At 63.5% G+C, this 21590-nt stretch carries 16 protein-coding genes and 1 pseudogene; 10 read left to right on the top strand and 7 right to left on the bottom strand.

Annotated features, from left to right (window positions below; translation table 11 throughout):
* Window positions 1-94: 94 nt before the first annotated feature.
* The 3 genes from VG99_RS05010 to VG99_RS05020 all read left to right on the top strand — a co-directional run bounded on the left by VG99_RS05010 (window position 95) and on the right by VG99_RS05020 (window position 4434).
* On the top strand, window positions 95-1318 hold the full coding sequence (locus VG99_RS05010) for an acetate kinase (protein WP_044498606.1): 1224 nt from the start codon (window positions 95-97) through the stop codon (window positions 1316-1318).
* A complete protein-coding gene (pta, locus tag VG99_RS05015; protein WP_044498607.1) occupies window positions 1318-3453 on the top strand; it encodes a phosphate acetyltransferase in 2136 nt (711 codons plus the stop codon). The genes VG99_RS05010 and pta overlap by 1 nt, the downstream gene beginning before the upstream one ends.
* A gap of 75 nt (window positions 3454-3528) precedes the next feature.
* Window positions 3529-4434 (top strand): acyltransferase, encoded by a 906-nt coding sequence (locus VG99_RS05020; protein WP_044498608.1) that lies wholly within the window; start codon window positions 3529-3531, stop codon window positions 4432-4434.
* Window positions 4435-4515: 81 nt separating this feature from the next.
* Here the strand turns inward: VG99_RS05020 and VG99_RS05025 are convergent, their stop codons facing one another.
* Window positions 4516-5169 (bottom strand): YiaD family glycine zipper/OmpA-like lipoprotein, encoded by a 654-nt coding sequence (locus VG99_RS05025; protein ID WP_044498609.1) that lies wholly within the window; start codon window positions 5167-5169, stop codon window positions 4516-4518.
* A gap of 118 nt (window positions 5170-5287) precedes the next feature.
* Entirely contained in the window at window positions 5288-5932 is a 645-nt protein-coding gene (locus VG99_RS05030; protein ID WP_044498610.1) for an MBL fold metallo-hydrolase, read from the bottom strand.
* 244 nt (window positions 5933-6176) lie between these two features.
* On the opposite strand from VG99_RS05030, the gene VG99_RS05035 reads away from it, so the two are divergent.
* On the top strand, window positions 6177-7565 hold the full coding sequence (locus VG99_RS05035; RefSeq protein ID WP_044498611.1) for an amino acid permease: 1389 nt from the start codon (window positions 6177-6179) through the stop codon (window positions 7563-7565).
* Window positions 7566-7581: 16 nt separating this feature from the next.
* On the opposite strand, the gene VG99_RS05040 is transcribed toward VG99_RS05035, so the two are convergent.
* Both VG99_RS05040 and VG99_RS05045 read right to left on the bottom strand, forming a co-directional pair.
* Window positions 7582-8829 carry a dicarboxylate/amino acid:cation symporter gene (locus VG99_RS05040; RefSeq protein ID WP_044498612.1) on the bottom strand — a complete coding sequence of 416 codons (1248 nt, stop codon included), beginning with the start codon at window positions 8827-8829 and terminating at the stop codon, window positions 7582-7584.
* 81 nt (window positions 8830-8910) lie between these two features.
* On the bottom strand, window positions 8911-10593 hold the full coding sequence (locus VG99_RS05045) for a fatty acid--CoA ligase (RefSeq protein ID WP_044498613.1): 1683 nt from the start codon (window positions 10591-10593) through the stop codon (window positions 8911-8913).
* A gap of 201 nt (window positions 10594-10794) precedes the next feature.
* Here VG99_RS05045 and VG99_RS05050 point away from each other — a divergent pair, with 201 nt between their 5' ends.
* From VG99_RS05050 to VG99_RS16445, 3 genes and pseudogenes are all read left to right on the top strand, one after another.
* Window positions 10795-11973, top strand: coding sequence for a thiolase family protein (locus VG99_RS05050; RefSeq protein ID WP_044498614.1), 1179 nt, complete (start codon window positions 10795-10797; stop codon window positions 11971-11973).
* A gap of 125 nt (window positions 11974-12098) precedes the next feature.
* Window positions 12099-13124, top strand: a pseudogene (locus VG99_RS16440) (HAMP domain-containing protein); the annotation flags it as partial.
* Between the two features lie 69 nt (window positions 13125-13193).
* A complete protein-coding gene (locus VG99_RS16445; RefSeq protein WP_420848288.1) occupies window positions 13194-13979 on the top strand; it encodes a methyl-accepting chemotaxis protein in 786 nt (261 codons plus the stop codon).
* 6 nt (window positions 13980-13985) lie between these two features.
* Here VG99_RS16445 and VG99_RS05060 read toward each other — a convergent pair whose 3' ends face one another.
* Window positions 13986-15017, bottom strand: coding sequence for an acyltransferase family protein (locus tag VG99_RS05060; protein WP_044498616.1), 1032 nt, complete (start codon window positions 15015-15017; stop codon window positions 13986-13988).
* A 225-nt stretch (window positions 15018-15242) separates the two neighbouring features.
* On the opposite strand from VG99_RS05060, the gene VG99_RS05065 reads away from it, so the two are divergent.
* Window positions 15243-16148, top strand: a complete 906-nt coding sequence (locus VG99_RS05065; protein ID WP_044498617.1) for an SDR family oxidoreductase — start codon at window positions 15243-15245, stop codon at window positions 16146-16148.
* Window positions 16149-16271: 123 nt separating this feature from the next.
* Window positions 16272-16994 carry a glucosamine-6-phosphate deaminase gene (gene nagB, locus VG99_RS05070; RefSeq protein ID WP_044498618.1) on the top strand — a complete coding sequence of 241 codons (723 nt, stop codon included), beginning with the start codon at window positions 16272-16274 and terminating at the stop codon, window positions 16992-16994.
* Between the two features lie 15 nt (window positions 16995-17009).
* Here the strand turns inward: nagB and hmpA are convergent, their stop codons facing one another.
* Together hmpA and VG99_RS05080 are read right to left on the bottom strand one after the other, a co-directional pair.
* A complete protein-coding gene (hmpA, locus tag VG99_RS05075) occupies window positions 17010-18233 on the bottom strand; it encodes an NO-inducible flavohemoprotein (RefSeq protein WP_044498619.1) in 1224 nt (407 codons plus the stop codon).
* A 194-nt stretch (window positions 18234-18427) separates the two neighbouring features.
* Entirely contained in the window at window positions 18428-19591 is a 1164-nt protein-coding gene (locus VG99_RS05080) for a type III PLP-dependent enzyme (protein WP_044498620.1), read from the bottom strand.
* 407 nt (window positions 19592-19998) lie between these two features.
* Here VG99_RS05080 and glpD point away from each other — a divergent pair, with 407 nt between their 5' ends.
* On the top strand, window positions 19999-21540 hold the full coding sequence (gene glpD / locus VG99_RS05085; RefSeq protein WP_044498621.1) for a glycerol-3-phosphate dehydrogenase: 1542 nt from the start codon (window positions 19999-20001) through the stop codon (window positions 21538-21540).
* The last annotated feature ends 50 nt before the right edge of the window (window positions 21541-21590 follow it).

The raw sequence follows: 21590 nt of genomic DNA on the forward strand, positions 1-21590 counted from the left end.
ACGGACAGCTAAGGTATAAGTAACCCTGAATCCGTAACCGGAAGATGCGCGAGTCCAGGCTAGGCGTCTTCCTGACTGCTAAGAATGGAGCACCATGGCCGATCGATTGGTACTTGTCATTAATTGTGGAAGCTCGTCCCTCAAATTTGCGCTGCGTAGCGAATCCGAACCCAAACCCCTGCTCAGCGGCCTCGCAGAACGTCTTGGTACCCCTGAAGGCGTATTGAACTGGAAAGCCGGCGACATCCGTGAACAGGTGGCCATCCCCGACGGCAAGCACAGCTCGGCCATGGCCAGCCTGATTCCGCTGATCGAACGCTTCGCCCTGTATCCGCTGACTGCCGTCGGCCACCGCGTGGTCCATGGCGGGGAACACTTTACCGGCGCCAGCCGCATCGATGACACCGTCATCGCCGCCATCGAGGACAGCGCCCCCCTCGCCCCCCTGCATAACCCGGCGCATCTGGTGGGCATCAGTGAAGCGATGAAGGTATTCACCGATATCCCGCATATTGCCATCTTCGATACCGCCTTCCATCAGAGCATGCCGCCCCACGCCTACCGGTATGCCCTGCCGGAGGCGCTGTACAGCCAGCACGGCGTGCGCCGCTACGGCTTCCATGGCACCAGCCACCGCTTCGTATCCACCCAGGCCAGCCTGTTGCTGGGCCTGGAACCGGGCCATGGCGCCTGGCTCACCGCGCACCTGGGTAACGGCTGCTCGACCTGCGCCATCCTCGATGGCAAGAGCCTCGACACCAGCATGGGCCTGACGCCGCTGGAAGGCCTGGTCATGGGCACGCGCAGCGGGGACGTGGACCCGAACCTGCATTCGCACCTGGCCCGCACCCTCGGCTGGGACCTGGAGCGCATCGACCAGATGCTCAACCGGGAAAGTGGCCTGCTGGGCCTGTCCGGCGGGCTGTCCAACGACATGCGCACCCTGGTAGCCGCGCGTGCCGACGGCCACCCCGGGGCCCGGCTGGCCGTTGAGGTATTCTGCTACCGCCTGGCCCGCTCCATGGCCGGCCTGGCCGTGGCCCTGCCGCGCATCGACGGGGTGATTTTCACCGGTGGCATCGGTGAAAACTCGCCGCTGGTGCGTGAACTGACCGTCCGCCACCTGGCGCTCTTCGGCCTGGCCATCGACCCTGCCGCCAACGCCACCCCGCCCGGCAACCCGGCCCGCCAGATCCAGGCCGGCAACTCCCCGGCCATCCTCGTCATCCCCACGGACGAGGAACGCCAGATCACCGAAGAGTGCCTGGCCCTGCTGGACCTCGCTGCCAACCCATCCGCGACACAGGAAGCTGAGTGATGCATACCTTTTTTCTCGCTCCATCTGGATTCGGCGTCGGCCTGACGTCGGTCAGCCTGGGCCTGATCCGCGCACTGGAGCGCAACGGCCTGCGAGTGCACTTTCTCAAACCCATCGCCCAGCCCCATCCGGGCGACGACGGCCCCGAACGCTCCACCGCGCTGATCAGCCGCACCATGGGCCTGACGCCGCCGACGCCGCTGGAGCTGCCGGAAGTGGAACGGCGGCTGGCCAATGGCGAGCTCGATGAAGTGCTGGAAGATATCGTCAGCCGCTACCGCGAAGCTGCCCGGGACGCCGACGTGGTGGTAGTCGAAGGCATGGTGCCGACCCGGCAGGCCGCCTACGCCGCCCGCATCAACCAGCACCTGGCCCGCAGCCTGGATGCCGACATCATCCTGGTATCGGCGCCGGACGACGACAACCTGGCGACCCTGGCGAACCGCATCGAACTGCACGCCCACGGCTTTGGCGGCCCCCAGGATCCCAAGGTGCTGGGGGTGATCATCAACAAGGTGCAGGACCTGGATCTGGGCGGTGACGTGCCCCCGGACCGCGGCCACCTCAAGCGCACGCTGAAGGAATATGCCGCCGCGTTGAAGCAACACTCTAGAGTGCTGGATACCGAGGCGTTCCGGCTGATCGGCTGCGTTCCCTGGCAGAGTGAACTGAGCGCTCCGCGCAGCGCCGATGTCGCCTCGCTGCTCAATGCCAAGATCCTGCATCCCGGCGACATGCACCAGCGCCGGGTGCTGGACATCATCCTCTGCGCCCGCACGGTGCCCAACACCCTGCACCTGTTCCGCCCCGGCACCCTGCTGGTCGTACCCGGCGATCGCGATGACATCATCATTTCCAGCAGCCTGGCCTCGCTGTCCGGTACCCCGCTGGCCGGCCTGCTGCTGACCGGCGACATCATGCCCGACGAGCGGGTCATGAAGCTGTGCCAGCCGGCCCTGGACAACGGTCTGCCGATCTTCCTGGTGGGCACCGGCAGCTTCGCCACCTCCTCCCAGTTGGACCGGATGAACCGGGAGATTCCCATCGACGATCATGAGCGGGCCGGGCTGGTCACCGACTTCGTTGCCTCCCATATCGACCACAGCTGGCTGCAGCACCGTTGCGGCATGCCGCGGGAACTGCGCATGTCGCCGCCGGCGTTCCGCTACGACCTGGTCAACCGGGCGCAGCAGGCCGGCAAGCGCATTGTCCTGCCCGAGGGCGATGAGCCCCGCACCGTGCAGGCCGCCGCCATCTGCCAGCGCCGCGGGATTGCCCAGTGCGTATTGCTGGCCAAACCGGAGGCCGTGGAGGCCGTCGCGCGCGCCCAGCACATCACCCTGCCGGAGGGACTGCAGATCATTGATCCCGACGAGGTGCGCGAGGATTATGTGGCGCCCATGGTGGAGCTGCGCAAGGATCGTGGCCTGACCGCACCGGTGGCGCTGCAGCAACTGGAAGACAACGTGGTGCTCGGCACCATGATGCTGGCCCTGGATGAGGTGGACGGCCTGGTCTCCGGCGCGGTGCATACCACGGCCAACACCATCCGCCCGGCCTTCCAGTTGATCAAGACCGCCCCGGAGTACAGCCTGGTCTCCTCGATCTTCTTCATGCTGCTGCCTGACCAGGTACTGGTGTATGGCGACTGCGCGGTCAACCCGGACCCCAACGCCTCGGAGCTGGCGGAGATCGCCATCCAGAGCGCCCGTTCGGCGGCCGCCTTCGGCATACCGCCGCGGGTCGCCATGATCAGCTACTCCACCGGCAGCTCGGGCAGCGGCGAAGACGTGGAAAAGGTCCGCGAGGCCACCCGCCTGGCACGGGAACGCGAGCCCGGGCTGTTGATCGACGGTCCGCTGCAGTATGATGCCGCCGCCATTGCCAGCGTCGGTCTGCAGAAGGCCCCGGACAGCCCGGTCGCCGGCAAGGCCACGGTCTTCATCTTCCCCGACCTGAACACTGGCAACACCACCTACAAGGCGGTGCAGCGCAGCGCCAACGTCATCAGTGTCGGCCCGATGTTGCAAGGTCTGCGCAAGCCGGTGAATGACCTGTCCCGGGGTGCGTTGGTGGACGATATCGTGTTTACTATCGCCCTGACCGCCATACAGGCCGACACGGACGAGAGCTGATCAGTGCCCACCGGCAGCCTGTATGGTCAGTGAACCCCTACAGGCTGCCATGCCCCACGGATGAGTTTTCAGACAATGCTGTATTTTTTGCCTGCTCCGCTGCGCGGGAGCCTCTCGCTCCTGCTGCTGATCCTCAACACCCTGTTCTGGTTCAGCTTGCTGTTCCCCTGTGCCCTGGTCAAACTGCTGCCGATCCCGACGCTGCAGACCTTTCTCACCCGGGTCCTGATCCGCATCGCCGAAAACTGGATGCTCTTCAACAGTGGCTGGATGCGCCTGGCCGGTCGCACCGAGTGGGACGTCCAGGGCCATGAGGGTCTCGACCATGACGGCTGGTACCTGGTGACCAGCAATCACCAGAGCTGGGTTGATATCCTGGTGCTGCAACACAACCTCAACCGCCGCATGCCGATGCTGAAGTTCTTCCTCAAGCAGGAGCTGATCTGGGTTCCGGTCATCGGCATCTGCTGGTGGGCGCTGGATTTCCCCTTCATGAAGCGCTACAGCAAGGCCTATCTGGCCCGGCACCCGGAACGCGCCGGGCAGGACCTGCTGGCGACCCAGCGCGCCTGCGAAAAATTCAAGACCACCCCGGTAGCGGTGTTCAACTTCCTCGAGGGCACCCGGCTAACCCCAGCCAAACATGCCGAGCAGCAATCCCCCTATCGGTATCTGCTGCGCCCCAAATCCGGCGGCGCCGCCTTCGTCCTGGACGCCATGGGCCAACAGTTGCGCTCGCTGGTGGACATCACCATCCATTATCCGGACGGCAACCCGAGCTTCTGGGATCTGCTCAGCGGCCGGATTCGCAAGGTGGTAATGCGCTGCCAGACACGACCGATTCCCCCCGAGTTTCTCGGCCGGGATTACCACAACGATGCCGCCTTCCGGCAGGCGTTCCAGGCCTGGATCAACGGCCTGTGGGAAGAGAAGGATGCCCTGCTTGCGCAGCTGCACCGGGACCATCCCCCTGCCACCTGATAACGATACCCTGGCGGGCAGTCCGCACCAAAGAAAACGGGACGCCTTGGCGTCCCGTTTTTCATGCAACCGGCTAGCTGCTTACAGCGGCCGCAGGTTGATCTCCACGCGACGGTTCTGCGCCTTGCCGGCAGCGGTGTCGTTGCTGGCGATCGGCTGGCTCGGGCCAACGCCACGGCTGCTGATACGCGCACCGGATACGCCCTGGCCCGTGAGATAGGAGGCGACGCTGGTGGCACGCTCCTGGGACAGGCGCATGTTCAGCTCCAGGGAACCGCTGCTATCGGTATGACCGACGATGTCGATACCGTTCTTGTCGAACTCCTTGAACACCTTGACCAGCGAGTTCAGCGTCGGGTAGAAGCTGCTGGAGATATCCGCGGAGCTGCTGGCGAAGGTGATATTGCCCGGCATGACCAGCTGCAGGTTATCGCCGTTGCGCACCACCTGCACGCCGGTCCCGCTCAGCTCCTGACGCAGACGCTGCTCCTGGCGGTCAGCGTAGTAGCCGTAACCGGCACCTGCGGCGCCACCTACCACGGCACCGATCAGCGCGCCCTTGCCCCGGTCCTTCTTGCTCGAAGTAGCCGCCCCGATCAGCGCACCCGCTGCAGCGCCACCGCCGCCGTAGACGCCCGCCTTGCCGGCTTCACGCTCACCGGTATAGGGATTGTTGGTACAACCTGCCAACAGCGCAACACAGGCAGAGGCGGCAATAAGTGCTTTGATTTTCATGGATTTTTCCTTAAATTGACTTCATCGTCGCAACGCGGCACCCCAGCCGGGACGCGTATAGAGGAGTAGGACCACTTTACCCGGCGATTTATCCCCGCGTCGGGTAAGTATGGTCACTTTATCCCCGAATGAAAGGGTTCTCGCGGATCTCATCGCCGATCAGTGTATCCGGGCCGTGGCCAGTCACCACCACCGCTTCCTCATCCAGCGTGTACAACCGTTGGCGAATCGACGACTCGATCTGCGCATAATCGCCGCCCCACAGGTCAGTGCGGCCGATGCCGCGGCGAAACAATGTGTCCCCGGCAACCAGCAGCTTGGCCTGGGGAAACCAGAAGCTCATCGAACCCGGGGTATGTCCCGGCGTATGCAGCGCCACGCCGCAACCGCAGGCCAGCTCTTCATCATCCTGCAGCCACTGGTCCGGTGCCGGCACCGGTGTGTAGGGCACGCCGAACATCTTGCACTGCATCTCCAGGTTGTCCCAGAGGAACTGGTCGTCCTTGTGCAGATGCAAGGTCGCTCCGGTGGCCTTCTTCATTTCACCCGAAGCCAGGAAGTGATCCAGATGCGCGTGGGTATGGATGATGCTCACCACCTTCAGGCCAAGCTGATCCAGGCGATCGAGGATCAACTGATGGTCGCCACCGGGATCGATGACGATGGCTTTCTTGGTCAGCGGATCGCCGATGATGGTGCAGTTGCACTGCAACGGGCCGACCGGGAAGGTTTCGCGGATCAGGGCGGGAGTGGTGGCGTCCATGGGAGTCCTTATGTCTGTTGGCTGCGGGTGAGTATGCCAAATCAGCGCCGAGAAAACCTCTGCACTGTCCCGGCGGAAGCGCTTGCGGCGGGCACCGCACCGCGAAAACCAGCCGATACTGCGGCCCATGGGACGCCGGGATCACCGACACTCGGTCTAATCGGACCGATAGCCTGCGAACATGGGCCAATCTGTGTACAATTTGCCCCTTTTTACTGCCAGCTCCCCCGCCACGGAACCTCCAATGACCGATTCAGTTCAGCAACAGGGCCAACTCAAGCGCGGCCTGACCAATCGCCATATCCAGCTGATCGCCCTTGGCGGCGCCATCGGGACCGGCCTGTTTCTCGGTTCCGCCGGGGTGATGAAAAGTGCTGGGCCGTCGATGCTGCTGGGGTATGCCATTGGCGGGCTTATCGCGTTCCTGATCATGCGCCAACTGGGGGAGATGATCGTCGAGGAGCCGGTGGCTGGTTCCTTCAGCCATTTTGCCCACCGCTACTGGAGTCCCTTCGCCGGCTTTCTCTCGGGCTGGAACTACTGGGTGCTATATATCCTGGTGGGCATGGCCGAGCTGACGGCGGTGGGTAAGTACGTGCAGTACTGGTATCCGGACATCCCCACCTGGGCGACCGCCCTGGCCTTCTTCGCCCTGATCAACCTGATCAACCTGTGCAACGTGAAGGCCTTCGGTGAGGCCGAGTTCTGGTTTGCCATCATCAAGGTCGGGGCCATCCTCGGCATGATCGCGCTGGGTCTGTACCTGTTGATCTCGGGCGCCGGTGGCGAGCAGGCCAGCGTCAGCAACCTGTGGCAGCACGGGGGCTTCTTTCCCAATGGGGTCAGCGGCCTGGTGCTGGTCATGGCGGTGATCATGTTCTCCTTTGGCGGCCTGGAGCTGGTGGGTATCACCGCCGCCGAGGCGGAAAACCCGCGCCAGGTGATCCCCAAGGCGATCAACCAGGTGGTCTACCGGATCCTGCTGTTCTATATCTTCGCCCTGGGCATCCTGCTGTCGTTGTACCCCTGGGACAGCCTGGTGGAGACGCTGACCAGCGGTGCCGACCCCTACGCCCGCAGCCCCTTCGTGCAGATCTTCTCGCTGATCGGCAGCGATACCGCCGCCCACGTACTCAACTTCGTGGTCCTGACCGCTGCCCTGTCGGTCTATAACAGTGGCGTGTACTGCAACAGCCGCATGCTGTATGGCATGGCTGAACAGGGCGATGCGCCACGGGCCTTCCTCAAGCTGAGCGGCAACGGCGTGCCGGTGCGCGGCATCGCGGTGTCCGGCGCCATTACCCTGCTCTGCGTGGGGCTGAACTATGCGTTGCCGGAAGGGGCGTTGATTCTGCTGATGTCGCTGGTGGTGGCGGCGCTGGTGCTCAACTGGGCGATGATCTCCCTGTCGCACCTGATGTTCCGCCGGAGCATGCTCGCCCAGGGCGTGGTGCCGACCTTCAAGGCCCTGTGGTCGCCCTTCGGCAACTACCTGTGCCTGGCCTTCGTCGGCTTCATCCTGGTGGTGCTGTCCTTGGATAGCGGCACGCGGCTGTCGGTCATCGCCCTGCCGGTGTGGGTCGCGGTGATCTGGGTGTGCTACCTGCTGCGGAATCGGCAGACCGGGCGTTGACCGCCGCAGCGGGGGACTAGGCTCCCCGCTGCTCGACTTGCGCCTCCGTCAACGACTGGACTACCACACTGCCGATGATGTCGCCTTCGACGTTGACCGCAGTGCGTACGGTATCCAACAGGCGGTCGATCGGTAGCAGGATGGCAATCGCCTCCGCCGGCAAGCCTACCGCCTGCAACACCATGACCATGGTCACCATGCCGGCGCTGGGGATACCCGGCGCCCCACTGGAGGCGATCATGGCGGTCAGGAACACCACCAACTGCTGCACCAGGGTCAGTTCCACCCCGATCAGGTTGGCCACGAACAGGGCGGCTGCCGCCTCGTAGAGTGCCGTGCCATCCATATTCATGGTGGCTCCCAGTGGCAGGACGAAGCCGGCCACACTGCGCTTCACCCCCAGATTATCCTGGGCGCAGCGCAGGGAAATCGGTAACGCCGCCGAGCTGGAGCTGGTCGCAAAGGCGGTAATGATGGCTTCGCGGGCGCCGCGCCACAACCACAGCGGCGACTTGCGGGTGACCGCATAGAGAATCCCCGGCAGGGTGACCATCCCGTGGAACAGGGTGGTGGCGAAGATCAGCACGATGAAGCCGAGCATGGTGACCAGCAGGGCAACGTCCTGTTCGGCGACCAGGCGGATCAGCAAGGCCAGGATACCCAACGGCGCCAGCCACATGATCCAGCTGATGATCCGCAGCAGCAGATCGAGAAACTCCTGCATCAGTTGCAGTACGCTGCGGTAGCGCTCGCCGCCGGCGACCAGGGCGACGCCGACGAAAATCGCAAACATCAGCACCGACAGGATATCGCCATTGGCAAAGGCTTCGAAGGGGTTCTTGAACAGGCCGGTGAAGAAGTGCTGGAAGAACTCCGGCATCGTCATCTGCCGTGCTTCGAAGGAGTCCATGGCATCGGCGAACAGATCCAGCGACATGCCGGCGCCCGGTTTGAAGATATTGGCCACCACCAGCGCCAACAGCATGGCCAGGCCCGTGGTGAGCATGAAATACAACAGGGTGGTGATCCAGACCCGGTGAACCTGGTGATGTGCCTGCAGGCTCGCTACCCCGACCACGATGGAGGTGAACACCAGGGGAATGAGCACCATCTTCAGCAGGCCGATGAACACCGCACCCACCAGCGTGCTGCCATAGAGCACACCGCTGCGCAGCTCGTTCTCCTGGGGCATACCGCTGAGCAGCAGGCCGATCAGCACACCAAGGCCGGCGGCGATGAATATCAGGCGGTTCAGGCTGGGCACATCAGTTCTCCTCTGCGGTGGGCCAGGCAGGATACCCCAGGATAGCTGCCCCGGCACGCGACCGGGGCGCTACTGCGCAGCTTACAGCGAGGAGATGCAGGACGCCTGCTGCTCCAGCCAGCCTACCGCATCCACGCGGATGCGCTTCTTGTCCAGCTTGCCGACGCTGGTCTTGGGGATCTCGTCCACCACGGCAATCTGGGTGGGCACCGCCCACTTGTTGATGCGGCCTTCCTCGACAAAGGGCTGCAGGTGCGCCGCCAGCACAGTGGCGCTCATCTCTTCCCCTGGCTTGACCACCAGCAGGGCAAAGGGCCGCTCGTCCCACCGTGGGTCCGGCACCCCGACCACCGCCACATCCCGCACCGCCGGGTGCAGACTGATCAGGCTTTCCAGCTCCAGCGAGGACAGCCACTCGCCGCCGGTCTTGATCACGTCCTTGATCCGGTCGCGGATATCGATGCTGCCGGTATGGTCGATGGTGGCCACGTCGCCAGTGTGCATCCAGCCGTGGGCCCACAGCTCCTGGCTCTTTTCCGGCTCCTTGAAGTAACCCTGGGTCAACCAGGGCGCACGCAATACCAGCTCGCCCTGGGTGTGGCCGTCGTGGGGCAGGAAGCCGCCCTGCTCATCCATCAGCCGCGCCTCGACCAGGGGCACCGGCACGCCCGCCTTGATCTTGTAGCTGATCTGCTCGTCTTCGCTGCCTGCCTCGATCTGCAGGTTGTTGTAACCGGCGGAGATCAGCGGGCAGGTTTCCGACATGCCATAGGCACCGGACAGCCGGATGCCGCGTGCTCCGGCCGCCTCGTAGAGCCCGCGGGTCAGGGCGCTGCCGCCGATGATGATCTTCACCCCGCCGAAGTCATACCCTTGCGCCGCCTTGGCGTTGAGCAGCATCTGCAGGATGGTCGGCACGCAGTGGGAATAGGTCACCTGCTCCCGCTGCATCAGCTGCACCAGCAGTTCCGGGTCGTAACGGCCCGGATACACCTGCTTCACCCCCAGCATGGTGGCGGTATAGGGCATACCCCAGGCGTGGACGTGGAACATGGGCGTGATCGGCATGTACACGTCGCGGTTGCTCAGCAGCTGCTCATGGCCCAGGCCGTTGAGCATGCCCGCCTGGGTCAGGGTGTGCAGCACCAGTTGGCGATGGGTGAAGTAGACGCCCTTGGGGTTGCCCGTGGTACCGGTGGTATAGAAGGTAGTGGCGACCGAGTTTTCATCGAAGTCGGCGAACTCGTAAGTGCTGTCCGCTGCGGCCAGCAGCTGCTCGTATTCACCGACGAAGCCGCGCAGGTCCGCCGTGCGGTCCTCGCCATCGGTCAGCAGGATGGTCGCGGTAACCGTGGTCAACTGCGACTCGATGGCCTGGTACAGCGGCAGGAACTCGCTGTTGACCAGCACCATGGCGTCATCGGCATGGTTCATGGTGTACAGGATCTGCTCCGGGGACAGCCGCACGTTGATGGTGTGCAGCACCGCACCGATCATCGGCACGGCAAACATGCATTCCAGATAGCGGTGGCTGTCCCAGTCCATTACCGCAACGGTGTCGCCGGCCTTGACGCCCGCCTGGGTCAGCGCATTGGCCAACCGGCAGATACGCTGATTGAAGGTGGCATAGTCGTAACGGCTGATGTCGCGATAGACGATTTCCTGCGACGCTTCGTAGCGCACCCCCGAGAGCAGCAGATTCTTGATCAGCAGAGGCGTGGAGTGGGCCTGCTCAGTAGGCGGTAAAATCCGTGTATTCAGCATAGGGCAACCTTCTTGTTGTTGGTATGCCGGGGCAGCGCCCTACCCCGGATGTGCATCAATATAGCCACAGCGCAGCCGGGCAACCATGGCCGTTGTGTATCCCGATCATACAAGCTTTGGCCTCGACAATACGTATTGCAACGGCGTATAAAGTCTATTGATGACCACAAATAAACAATCAGTCATATTTCAGGAGTCAACATGTCCGAGAGCATCGTCATTGTCAGCGGCGTCCGTACGCCCATGGGTGGTTTTCAGGGAAGCCTGTCCGGCGTATCGGCAGTAGACCTGGGCGCACTGGTCATCCGCGAAGCGGTGGCTCGGGCCGGCATCGCCCCGGCGGATGTCGAGGAAGTCATCATGGGTTGTGTGCTCCCCGCGGGCCTCAAGCAGGGCCCTGCTCGCCAGGCCAGCCTGCAGGCCGGGCTGCCCAGCGCCACCGGCTGCACCACCATCAACAAGCTCTGCGGTTCCGGTATGAAGGCCGTGATGATGGCTGCCGACATGCTCAAGGCCGGCTCCAACCAGATCATGCTCGCCGGGGGCATGGAGAGCATGTCCAACGCACCCTATGTGATCGAGAAGGCCCGCAGTGGCCTGCGCATGGGCCATGGCGAAATCAAGGACCACATGTTCCTCGACGGACTGGAAGATGCGAGCACCGGACGGCTGATGGGCTCCTTCGCCCAGGAGACCGCCGACAAGTACGGCCTGACCCGTGAAGACATGGATGCCTATGCCATCGAATCCCTCACCCGGGCCAAGAAGGCCATCGACAGTGGCGCCCTGAACAGCGAAATCGTCCCCGTGACCGTCACCTCGCGCAAGGGCGAGCTGGTGGTCAAGGATGATGAGCAGCCGCATAACGCCAATATCGAGAAGATCCCTGGCCTGCGCCCGGCCTTCGCCAAGGACGGTACCATCACCGCGGCCAACGCCAGCTCGATTTCCGACGGTGCCAGCGCCCTGGTCCTGATGACTGAAGCCGAAGCCACCCGCCGCGGGCTCAAGCCCCTGGCCCGCATCGTCGGCCACGCCACCCAGAGCCAGGACCCGAGCGAATTCACCATCGCCCCGGTCGGCGCCATGGCCAACCTGTTCCGCAAGACCGGCTGGAGCAAGGATGAGGTGGACCTGTTCGAGATCAACGAAGCCTTTGCCATGGTCACCATGCTGGCGATGCGTGAACACGGGCTGGATCACAGCAAGGTGAACATCTTCGGTGGCGCCTGCGCCCAGGGCCATCCGGTCGGCTCCACCGGCTCGCGCCTGATCGTGACCCTGATCAACGCCCTGCAACAGACTGGCGGCCGCCGCGGTGTGGCCTCCCTGTGCATCGGCGGGGGCGAAGCGACCGCCGTGGCCATCGAATTGATCTGAACCTGACCTGACGCCAGCCGGACGGCTGGCGTCCTTTCGCCCTCAAGCTTTCCGTCTCACCGCCGACACCCCTGTTAAGCGACCGGTACGCACGCACCGGTTTTCGTTCCCCAGGATAGGCGGCCATGAATCTCAAATTCAGTCATAAAATTCTGCTTGCCGGCTGCGGCATCGTCATTCTCGCATTCAGCCTGTTCGCGCTGTACAACGACTACCTGCAGCGCAACACCATTCAGCACAATCTCGAATTTTCCATAGCGCAATCGGGCTCCCTCACCGCCAGCAGCGTGCAAAACTGGTTAGGGGGGCGGGTTTTGCTGATGGAGAACCTGGCCGAGAACATTGCCGTTGAGCCCATGCCGGCCGCCCAGGCAGAACTGATCGGGCAAGCCACCTTTGCCTCCCAGTTCCTGTTCACCTATCTCGGCACTGCCGAGGGTGGTTTCATCCAGCATCCACGTGAAGAATTACCCGCCGACTACGACCCGCGGGACCGCCCCTGGTATACCGACTCGGTGTCCGCTGGCGGCAGCACCCTGACCGAACCTTACCGTGACCCTACCGGTGCGCTGGTGATGACCGTGGCCACACCGGTGCAACACCATGGTCGGCTGGCCGGTGTGGTTGGCGGCGACCTGAGTCTGGAAACGCTGGTGAAGCTGATCAATTCCGTGGATTTCGGCGGTCTGGGCCACGCCTTCCTGGTCAGCGGCGATGGGCAGGTATTGGTCACGCCTGAGCCGGATCAGCTGATGAAGCAGCTCAGCGATATCTACCAGGGTCAGGTGCCACGGATCGAACCGGGTCTGCAGGCGGTCGTGCTCGATGGCCAGGAGCGGCTGCTGTCCTTCACGCCGGTCGCTGGCCTGCCGTCGGTGGATTGGTATATCGGCCTGTCCATCGACCGGGAAAAGGCCTTCGCCCCGCTGGCCCAGTTCCGTACCTCGGCAATCATCGCCATGCTGATCGCGGTGGTGGCGATTGCCGTATTACTGAGCCTGCTGATCAAGGTGCTGATGCGACCGCTGCAGAATATGGGCCGGGCCATGGCCGACATCGCTGAGGGCGAAGGCGATCTGACCCGCCGACTGACGGTGGAAAGCCGCGACGAGTTCGGCGAACTGAGCGTCTCGTTCAACCAGTTCGTCGAGCGCATTCATGCCTCCATCAGCGAGGTCGCCTCTGCCACCCGCCAGGTGCACGATCTGGCGGTGCGGGTCATGGCCGCGTCCAACGCCTCGATCGCCGGCTCCAACGAACAGAGCGCCCGTACCGAAAGCGTGGCGGCGGCCATCAATGAGCTGGGTGCTGCCACCCAGGAAATTGCGCGTAACGCGGCCGATGCCTCGAACCAGGCCAGCAGCGCCAGCGAGCAGGCCGAGGACGGCCGGCAAGTAATGGCCAGAACCATCGAGGCGATGACCGCATTGTCCGGCACGATCAGCTCCTCACGGCAGCAGATCGAGGCGCTGAACGCCAGCACCGAGGACATCGGCCATATCCTGGATGTGATCAAGGGCATTTCCGAGCAGACCAACCTGCTGGCGCTGAACGCCGCGATCGAGGCCGCTCGCGCCGGAGACGCGGGTCGCGGCTTTGCCGTGGTGGCCGATGAGGTACGTAACCTGGCCCATCGCACCCAGCAGTCGGCCGAGGAAATCCACCGCATGATCACCACCTTGCAGCAGGGCTCCCAGGAGGCGGTGAACACCATGCATGCCAGCCAGGCCTCCAGCGCCGATAGTGTCGGCGTGGCCAACCAGGCCGGTGAGCGCCTGGGGAGCGTTATCTCGCGGATCATCGAGATCGACGGCATGAACCAGTCGGTAGCGGCCGCCACCGAGGAGCAGACCACGGTGGTCGAAGCGCTGAACATGGATATCAGCCATATCAACCTGCTCAATCAGCAGGGCGTCGCCAGTCTCCAGGACACCCTGAAAGACTGTGACGCCCTCTCCCACCAGGCCGGTCGACTCAAGCAACTGGTCGACAGCTTCAAGATCTGACCGCGTTCAACCACCCGCCCGCGGCACGGCCCGCCGGGCGGGCAGCGGTAATCCACGGCTGATGGGGGCGGCAAACAGATAGCGCAGCCCCAGCCGCTGGGCCAGGGCCAGCGCCAACAGCGGCAGCAGGATCCCCGCCGCCACACCAACGGTGGCATGCACCAGCAGGGAATCGACCCCGGCGACCTTGAGCAGCACCCGTACGCCGCTGCCCGCCAGGATATGCATCAGGTAGATCGCCATCGACGCGGTGCCCAGATAGGCAACGAACCCCGGTGCTACCGGAGCGGACCAGCGGCACACCGCAACTACCGCCGCAATCGAGATCAGCGCCAGCAGCAACGACCACAGGCCCTGGTCACCGTAGTGCAGGCCCAGCACGCCGTGAAAAACGGATTGCGCGACGACGAACAATCCCAGCATGGCAAGCACCTGCCGACCCGACGGCACCGTTGCGTCACGCAGCCGCGTAACGCCCAAAATCCCCAGCGCGAAGAATATGAAGTTGTCGGTCAGGTAGCGCAGCAGCGCCCACTCCGGCAGCAGCGGCGAACTCAGATACAGGATGGCCATGACGATCGTCGTCGGCAGGAGCAAGCGCCGCGACAGGCAGAACACGGCGATCGCCAGCAGAAAACACAGCAGCAGCGCGTAGAGAAACCAGAACTGCGCCCGGGGCGCCCACAGCAGTGCGAACACCTCACCGTAGGTCACGGCGCCGTTGGTGTAGTCGGCCAGGGTAGCCTCGATCAGCCCCTGCAACAGTGACCAGAGCACGTAGGGATAGACGATGGTATCCAGCTTGCTGTACAGCAGGCCGCAGGGGCCTTTCGCCTCGATGGACTGGTAGAAGAACAGCCCGGCGAGGAAGAAGAACAGCGGCATGTGGAAACTGTAGACGATGCTGTCGGCCAGCCGAAAGAGGGTTTCCGGCATGGCGATACCGGCGCTGTGCAGCCCGCGCATTACGTGGCCGTACACCACCAGCACGATACCCAGCGCCTTGGCATGGTCCACCCATACATCCCGATTATCCATGGCCGTCTCCCTCCTCCGGTATGACCTGAGCCAGCTGAGAATACTGCCGGGTGGCGGCCCGTGGGCTATCGATTGGCTAATGCTTTGCCGGTGGGCCGGCTGTTATGGCAGACCATTCACCAGCCGCGGACGTCTTGCCGGCCGCCGGCAACTGCATGACACTGTCCGCCAACTTTTTCGGGGGCCTCAGGGTTCCGCAATTTCAGTCCTGCCAAGGAGATCTCCATGAGCGACATCCGTTTTGAAGACAAGGTGGTCATCGTCACCGGCGCCGGCGGCGGTATCGGCCGCGCCCACGCGCTGCTGTTCGCCAAGCATGGCGCCAAGGTAGTGGTCAACGACCTGGGCGGCAGCGCCCAGGGCGAAGGCGCCAACAGCGAAGCGGCGCTCAAGGTAGTGGAAGAAATCAAGGCCGCAGGCGGCACCGCCATCGCCAACCCGGACAGCGTGGTGGACGGCGACAAGATCGTCCAGTGCGCCATGGACAACTTCGGCCGGGTCGATGTGGTGGTCAACAACGCCGGTATCCTGCGCGACAAGAGCTTCCAGAAGATGACCGATGCCGACTGGGACCTGGTCTACAAGGTGCACGTCGAGGGTGCCTACAAGGTGACCCACGCCGCCTGGCCCTACATGAAGGAGCAGAATTTCGGTCGCATCATCTTCACCTCCTCTACCTCCGGCATCTACGGCAACTTCGGCCAGGCCAACTACGGCATGGCCAAGCTGGGCCTGTATGGCCTGACCCGCACCCTGGCCATCGAAGGCCGCAAGAACAACATCTTCGTCAATGCCATCGCCCCGACCGGCGGTACCCGCATGACCGAAGGCCTGTTCCCGCCCGGCGCCTTCGAGAAGCTCAAGCCGGAGCTGGTCAGCCCGCTGGTGGTCTACCTGTGCTCCGAGCAGTGCCAGGAAACCTCCAGCTTGTTCGAAGTCGGTGGCGGCTGGATGGGCAAGGTACGCTGGGAGCGTTCGCTGGGCATTGGCTTCAACCCCGATGAAGGTTTCAGCCCCGAGGATGTGCAGGCGAACTTCGAGCAGCTGTGCAGCTTCGAGAATGCCGTGCATCCGAAGGACAATATCGAAGCGCTGAAGGAATTGATGCAGAACATCCAGAAGTTCAGCTGATCGCCTGCCGCTGATCCGCGTTCGCCCCAAAATGGGGCGAACCGGTTCGTTGACGCTTCCGTCCCGCTGTCATCCCGGAGTAGAATCGGGCGCTTCCCCAAGGTTGCAGCCAGGATCCGGCGCATGAAGATCATCACCGTCAAGAACTACCAGGAGCTCAGCTCCACCGCCGGTCAACTCATCACTGACCTGATCCGCCGCCAGCCGCACTGCACCCTGGGCCTGGCCACGGGCAGCACCCCGCAGGGCGCCTACGACTATCTTGTCGAGCGTTACCGCGCCGGTGATATTTCGTTCCGGGAAGTACAGACCTTCAACCTGGACGAATATTGCGGCCTGCCCCGCAGCCATCCCCAGAGCTACTTCCGCTTCATGCACGACAATCTGTTCCGCCATGTGGATATCCAACCGGAGAACCGGCACATTCCCTGCGCCGAGAACGGCGACCTACAGGCCCAGTGCGACGCCTACAACGCGCTGCTCCGCGCCGCCACGGTGGACCTGCAACTGCTGGGTATCGGCAGCAACGGGCATATCGGCTTCTGCGAGCCGGGCACGCCCTTCGACCGGGAGACCTTCCTCACTCGTTTGGCTGACAAGACCCGCCAGGACAACCAGCGCTTCTTCGACTCGCTGGATGAGGTGCCCACCACCGCCATCACCATGGGCATCAAGAACATCCTGCAGGCCAAGTCCATCCTGCTGATCGCCAGCGGCCGCGGCAAAGCTGAATGCATCAGCCAGATGGTCAATGGCCCGGTTACCGAGGCCGTCCCGGCCTCAGCCCTGCAGCTTCACCCCGACGCCACGGTGATCGTCGACGAGGCAGCTGCCGCCCTGCTCTGACCGGTACCGGGCAACTCAACGTTGCTCGGCGAACAGGTCCGGACCGAACACCTCGTAATGGATGCGCGCCTCCTTGACGCCCAGGTTCATCAGAGCATCGTGTTGCATGCGCATGAAGGGAACCGGCCCGCAGATATAGTAATCCGCGTCATCCAGCAGGATCCGGTCCGCTATCGGCCGGACGTCGACGAAGCCCTCGTAGTCATAGTCCTGCCCCGCCTGGTCGGTGGGCAGTGGCTCGCTGTAGAACATGATCAGCTGGAAGTTGTCGTGCTCGGCAGCTGCCTGGCGCAGCTTGGCTTTCATCGCTTGCACCCGCCCGTTGCGCGCACCGTGCACGAACAGCAACTGGCGCTGGTCGGGTGACTGCAGCACCCGCTTGAGCATGCTGATCATGGGCGTCAGCCCCACCCCGCCACTGATCAGCACTACCGGCGTGGTGGCATTCACGTCGATGAAGAAGTTGCCGTAGGGCGCCGCCAGGCGGATGCGGTCACCGACCTGCACATGGTCATGCAGCAGGTTGGAGACATAACCGGGCGGCTGCTCCTCGGTGCCCGACTCACGCTTGACCGAGATCCGGTAGGTCCGCCCGTTGGGCACATCCGACAGGCTGTACTGGCGGATCTGCTGCACGCCCAGCGCGGGTACCTGCACGGCAACGCTGGTGTACTGGCCGGGCTCGAAATGGATGACAGGGCCGTCATCGGCCGGTGCCAGCACAAAGGAGGTAATCTCCTCGCTCTCCGGATTCTTCTCGCGCACAACAAACTCGCGCCAGCCGTTCCAGCCGCCTGCGCCGCTCGCCCGCTGTTGATAGAGCCCCTGCTCCATGCCGATCAACACATCCGCCAACTGGCCGTAAGCCTGTTCCCAGGCATGCATGATGTCATCGGTGGCCGCGGCGCCGAGCACCTCCTTGATGGCGCCCAACAGATGCTTGCCGACGATCGGATACTGGTCGGGCTGGATGCCGAGACTGGCGTGCTTGTGGGCGATGCCGTCGAGCAGAGCGCCCAGGCTCTGCGGATCATCGATGTTGGCGGCATAGGCATAAACCGCACGGGCCAGGGCCTCCTGCTGCTGGCCCTTCTGCTGGTGGGCCATATTGAACACGTTCTTCAACTCGGGATGCTCGGCGAGCATGTTCCGGTAAAAGCACATGATGATGTCCCGGCCGTGATCGGCCAGCACCGGTACGGTGGCCTTGATGGTATCTCTGACGGATTGGGAAAGCATGGCGGTATCCTCGCAATAACACACAAAACGGAACCGGCAGGCACTTGCCCACGCCGGATCGACATGAGCTGAGTATGGTATCGGGGGGCAGGCTATTGCCAGCGGAACAGCTTCGGCAACACCTTACCGCTGACCAGGCAGGGCCCGGCACCTGGCGCAGGCGCGCCGGGTGCCGGTATAGTCAGCGGCGCATCTCAGATATAGAAGGCTTCCAGCGGCGGGAAGCCGTTGAACTCGATCGAGCTGTAGCTGGTGGTGTAGGCACCGGTCGACAGCCAGTACATGCGGTCGCCGATCGCCAGGTTCAGCGGCAAACCGTATTTGTAGTTCTCGTACATGATATCGGCGCTGTCGCAGGTCGGGCCGGCGATGACGGCTTCTTCCAGTTCGCCGCGCTTGTCAGTCCAGATCGGGAACTTGATCGCCTCGTCCATGGTTTCCACCAGGCCGGAGAACTTGCCCACGTCGGTGAACACCCAGCGCTCCAGCGCGGTATGGGATTTGCGCGAGACCAGGACCACTTCGCTGACCAGCACGCCGGCGTTGGCGATCAGGGAGCGGCCCGGCTCCAGGATGATTTCCGGCAGCTCCTCGCCGAAGTCCTCCTGCAGGAAGCGGGTGATTTCCTCGGCGTAGGTCTGCAGGGTGTTGGTCTTGGTCAGGTAATTGGCCGGGAAGCCGCCGCCCATGTTGATCATCTTCAGGACGATGCCGTCCTCTTCCTTCAGGCGCTCGAAAATCACCTTGACCTTGGCAATGGCACCGTCCCAGGCACCGATGTCGCGCTGCTGCGAACCAACGTGGAAGGACACGCCGTAGGGCTCCAGGCCCAGTTCGCGGGCCAGCACCAGTAGGTCCATGGCCATGTCGCTCTGGCAGCCGAACTTGCGCGACAGCGGCCAGTCGGCAGTGGTCGAGCCTTCGGTCAGGATGCGTACATAGACCTTGGAGCCCGGCGCCGCCTTGGCGATATTGCGCAGGTCGGCCTCGGAGTCGGTGGCATACATGCGCACGCCCTTCTCGTAGAAGGCGCGGATGTCGCGGGACTTCTTGATGGTGTTGCCGTAGCTGATCTGCTCTGGCTTGACGCCCAGCGCCAGCACCTTCTCCAGCTCGTAGATCGAGGCGATGTCGAAGTTCGAGCCCTTGTTCTGCAGCAGGCTCAGCACTTCGTTGGCTGGGTTGGCCTTGACCGCATAATACACCTTGGCAAAGGGAAAGCCCGCAACCAATTCATCATAGGCGCGGTCAATGGTCTTGAGGTCAACGACCAGGAAAGGGGTTTCGTGCTGGTCGGCACAGGCACGGATACGGCTGAAGGTGTCGCGGTCGAAATATTCTTCCAACTTGATGGTCATGGCGTCGGCTCCAAAGCAAGGTTCTGGTGTCGGGCCGCGTGGGGACTTGAAGATCAGGTGCAGGGCAGACAGGCGTACCCGCACACCCGGTATTCATACCAGGAGCAGGCAGCGCCTTCCGTAAGCGACTCTGAACGTATAGCCAACACACAACCCGGGGGTGCGAACGTCTGATCAGTATCCCCACTTTGGTTCGCCTACTTCCCAAGGCGTGCGCCGAAAGCAATAAGTCCGTCCCGTTAGGGAACGGTCTTGCTGTCTCGTCGTCAGTACTTGAGCCGTATGGATCGTGCCAGCCTCAACGTTCGGTGCGCACCATAAAACCAAGCGCGCGCGCGGTCAATAGGCTGGGACCGCCCATGTGCAATAATCCATTTCACGCCCCTACTCAGCAGAGGAATTCCGACATGCGGGATGCATCCCTTCACCACCCAGACTCGACGGCAGTTGATGATGACGTCCAGGATGTGATCATCATCGGCGGCGGTGTGAATGGTTGCGGTATCGCCATGGACGCCGCCGGCCGGGGCCTGCGAGTGCTGCTGTGCGAGCAGGATGACCTGGCCTCGGCGACCTCCTCGCGCAGCAGCAAGCTGATCCACGGCGGGCTGCGCTACCTGGAGTTCTACCAGTTCCGGCTGGTGGGCAAGGCGCTGGCCGAGCGTGAGGCCCTGTTGCATAACGCGCCCCACATCATCTGGCCTATGCGTTTTCGCCTGCCCCACCGGCCGCACCTGCGCCCAGCCTGGATGATTCGCCTCGGGCTGTTCCTTTACGATCACCTGGCCCGCCGCAAAACCCTACCCGGCTCCCGCGGCCTGCGCTTCGACCAGAGCAGCCCGCTGAAACCGGAGATATTCCGCGGCTTCGAGTATTCCGATGCCTGGGTCGACGATTCCCGCCTGGTCGTGTTGACCGCCCGCGCCGCCGCCCAGCGGGGCGCGCAGATCCTGACCCGGACCGCTTGCGTGAATGCCAAGCGCGTCGATGGTCTCTGGCAGGTGACGCTCGAGGACCGCCAGAGCGGCCAGCGCCGTAGCTACCGCAGCCGGGCGTTGGTCAATGCCAGCGGCCCGTGGGCGGCGCAAATGCTTGAAGCGGTCATCGACACGCCAGTGCGCCGCCCCTTGCGCCTGGTCAAGGGCAGCCATATCGTGGTGCCGCGCCTGCACCCGGGGGAAGAGTCCTACATCCTGCAGAACGAGGATAATCGCATCGTTTTTGTGATCCCCTATGAGCAGGACTACTCGCTGATCGGCACCACCGACGTCGATTACCAGGGCGATCCCGCGGCGGCCGAATTGTCACCCGAGGAAGGCAACTATCTGCTGCACGTGGTGAACAACCACTTCCGCCAGCAATTGACGCAGCGGAATATCCTCTGGAGCTATGCCGGCGTCCGGGCCTTGTTCGATGAGGACAAAAAAGGCGCGGCCCAGGCCGCCTCCCGGGATTACCTGCTGGATGTCCATGCCCAGCATGGCCACCCGCCGCTGCTGTCCGTGCTCGGTGGCAAGATCACTACCTACCGCCGCCTCGCCGAGGAGGCCACCGATCAACTGTGCGAGCTGCTGCATAGCCCCGCTCGCGCCTGGACCCGCGAGGCGGCCCTGCCCGGCGGCGACTTCCGCGACCAGCAGACCCTACTGGCGGACCTGCAGAAGCTCTACCCCTGGTTGCCCGCCGCCACCGCACGGCGCTTTACCCGCAGCTACGGCACCCTCACCCATGAGCTGCTCAATGGCTGCCGCAGCATGGACGAGATGGGGCGTCATTTCGGCGCCGACCTCTACGCCCGGGAAGTGCACTACCTGATCCAGACCGAGTGGGCCCTGACCGCCGAGGATGTACTCTGGCGGCGCTCCAAGCTGGGCCTGCACATCCGTCACGGCGAGGCGGCGGTGTTGCGGGATTTCATGGACATTCGCAGCAAGTGGCGCAAGCCCTGAGCCGCCTGGCCCGGTCTCGCCAGGGGCCGGTGCCGCACTGCGCAGCCTGC

It is taken from the genome of Pseudomonas saudimassiliensis, assembly GCF_000939975.1.
GTDB classification, from domain to species: domain Bacteria; phylum Pseudomonadota; class Gammaproteobacteria; order Pseudomonadales; family Pseudomonadaceae; genus Halopseudomonas; species Halopseudomonas saudimassiliensis.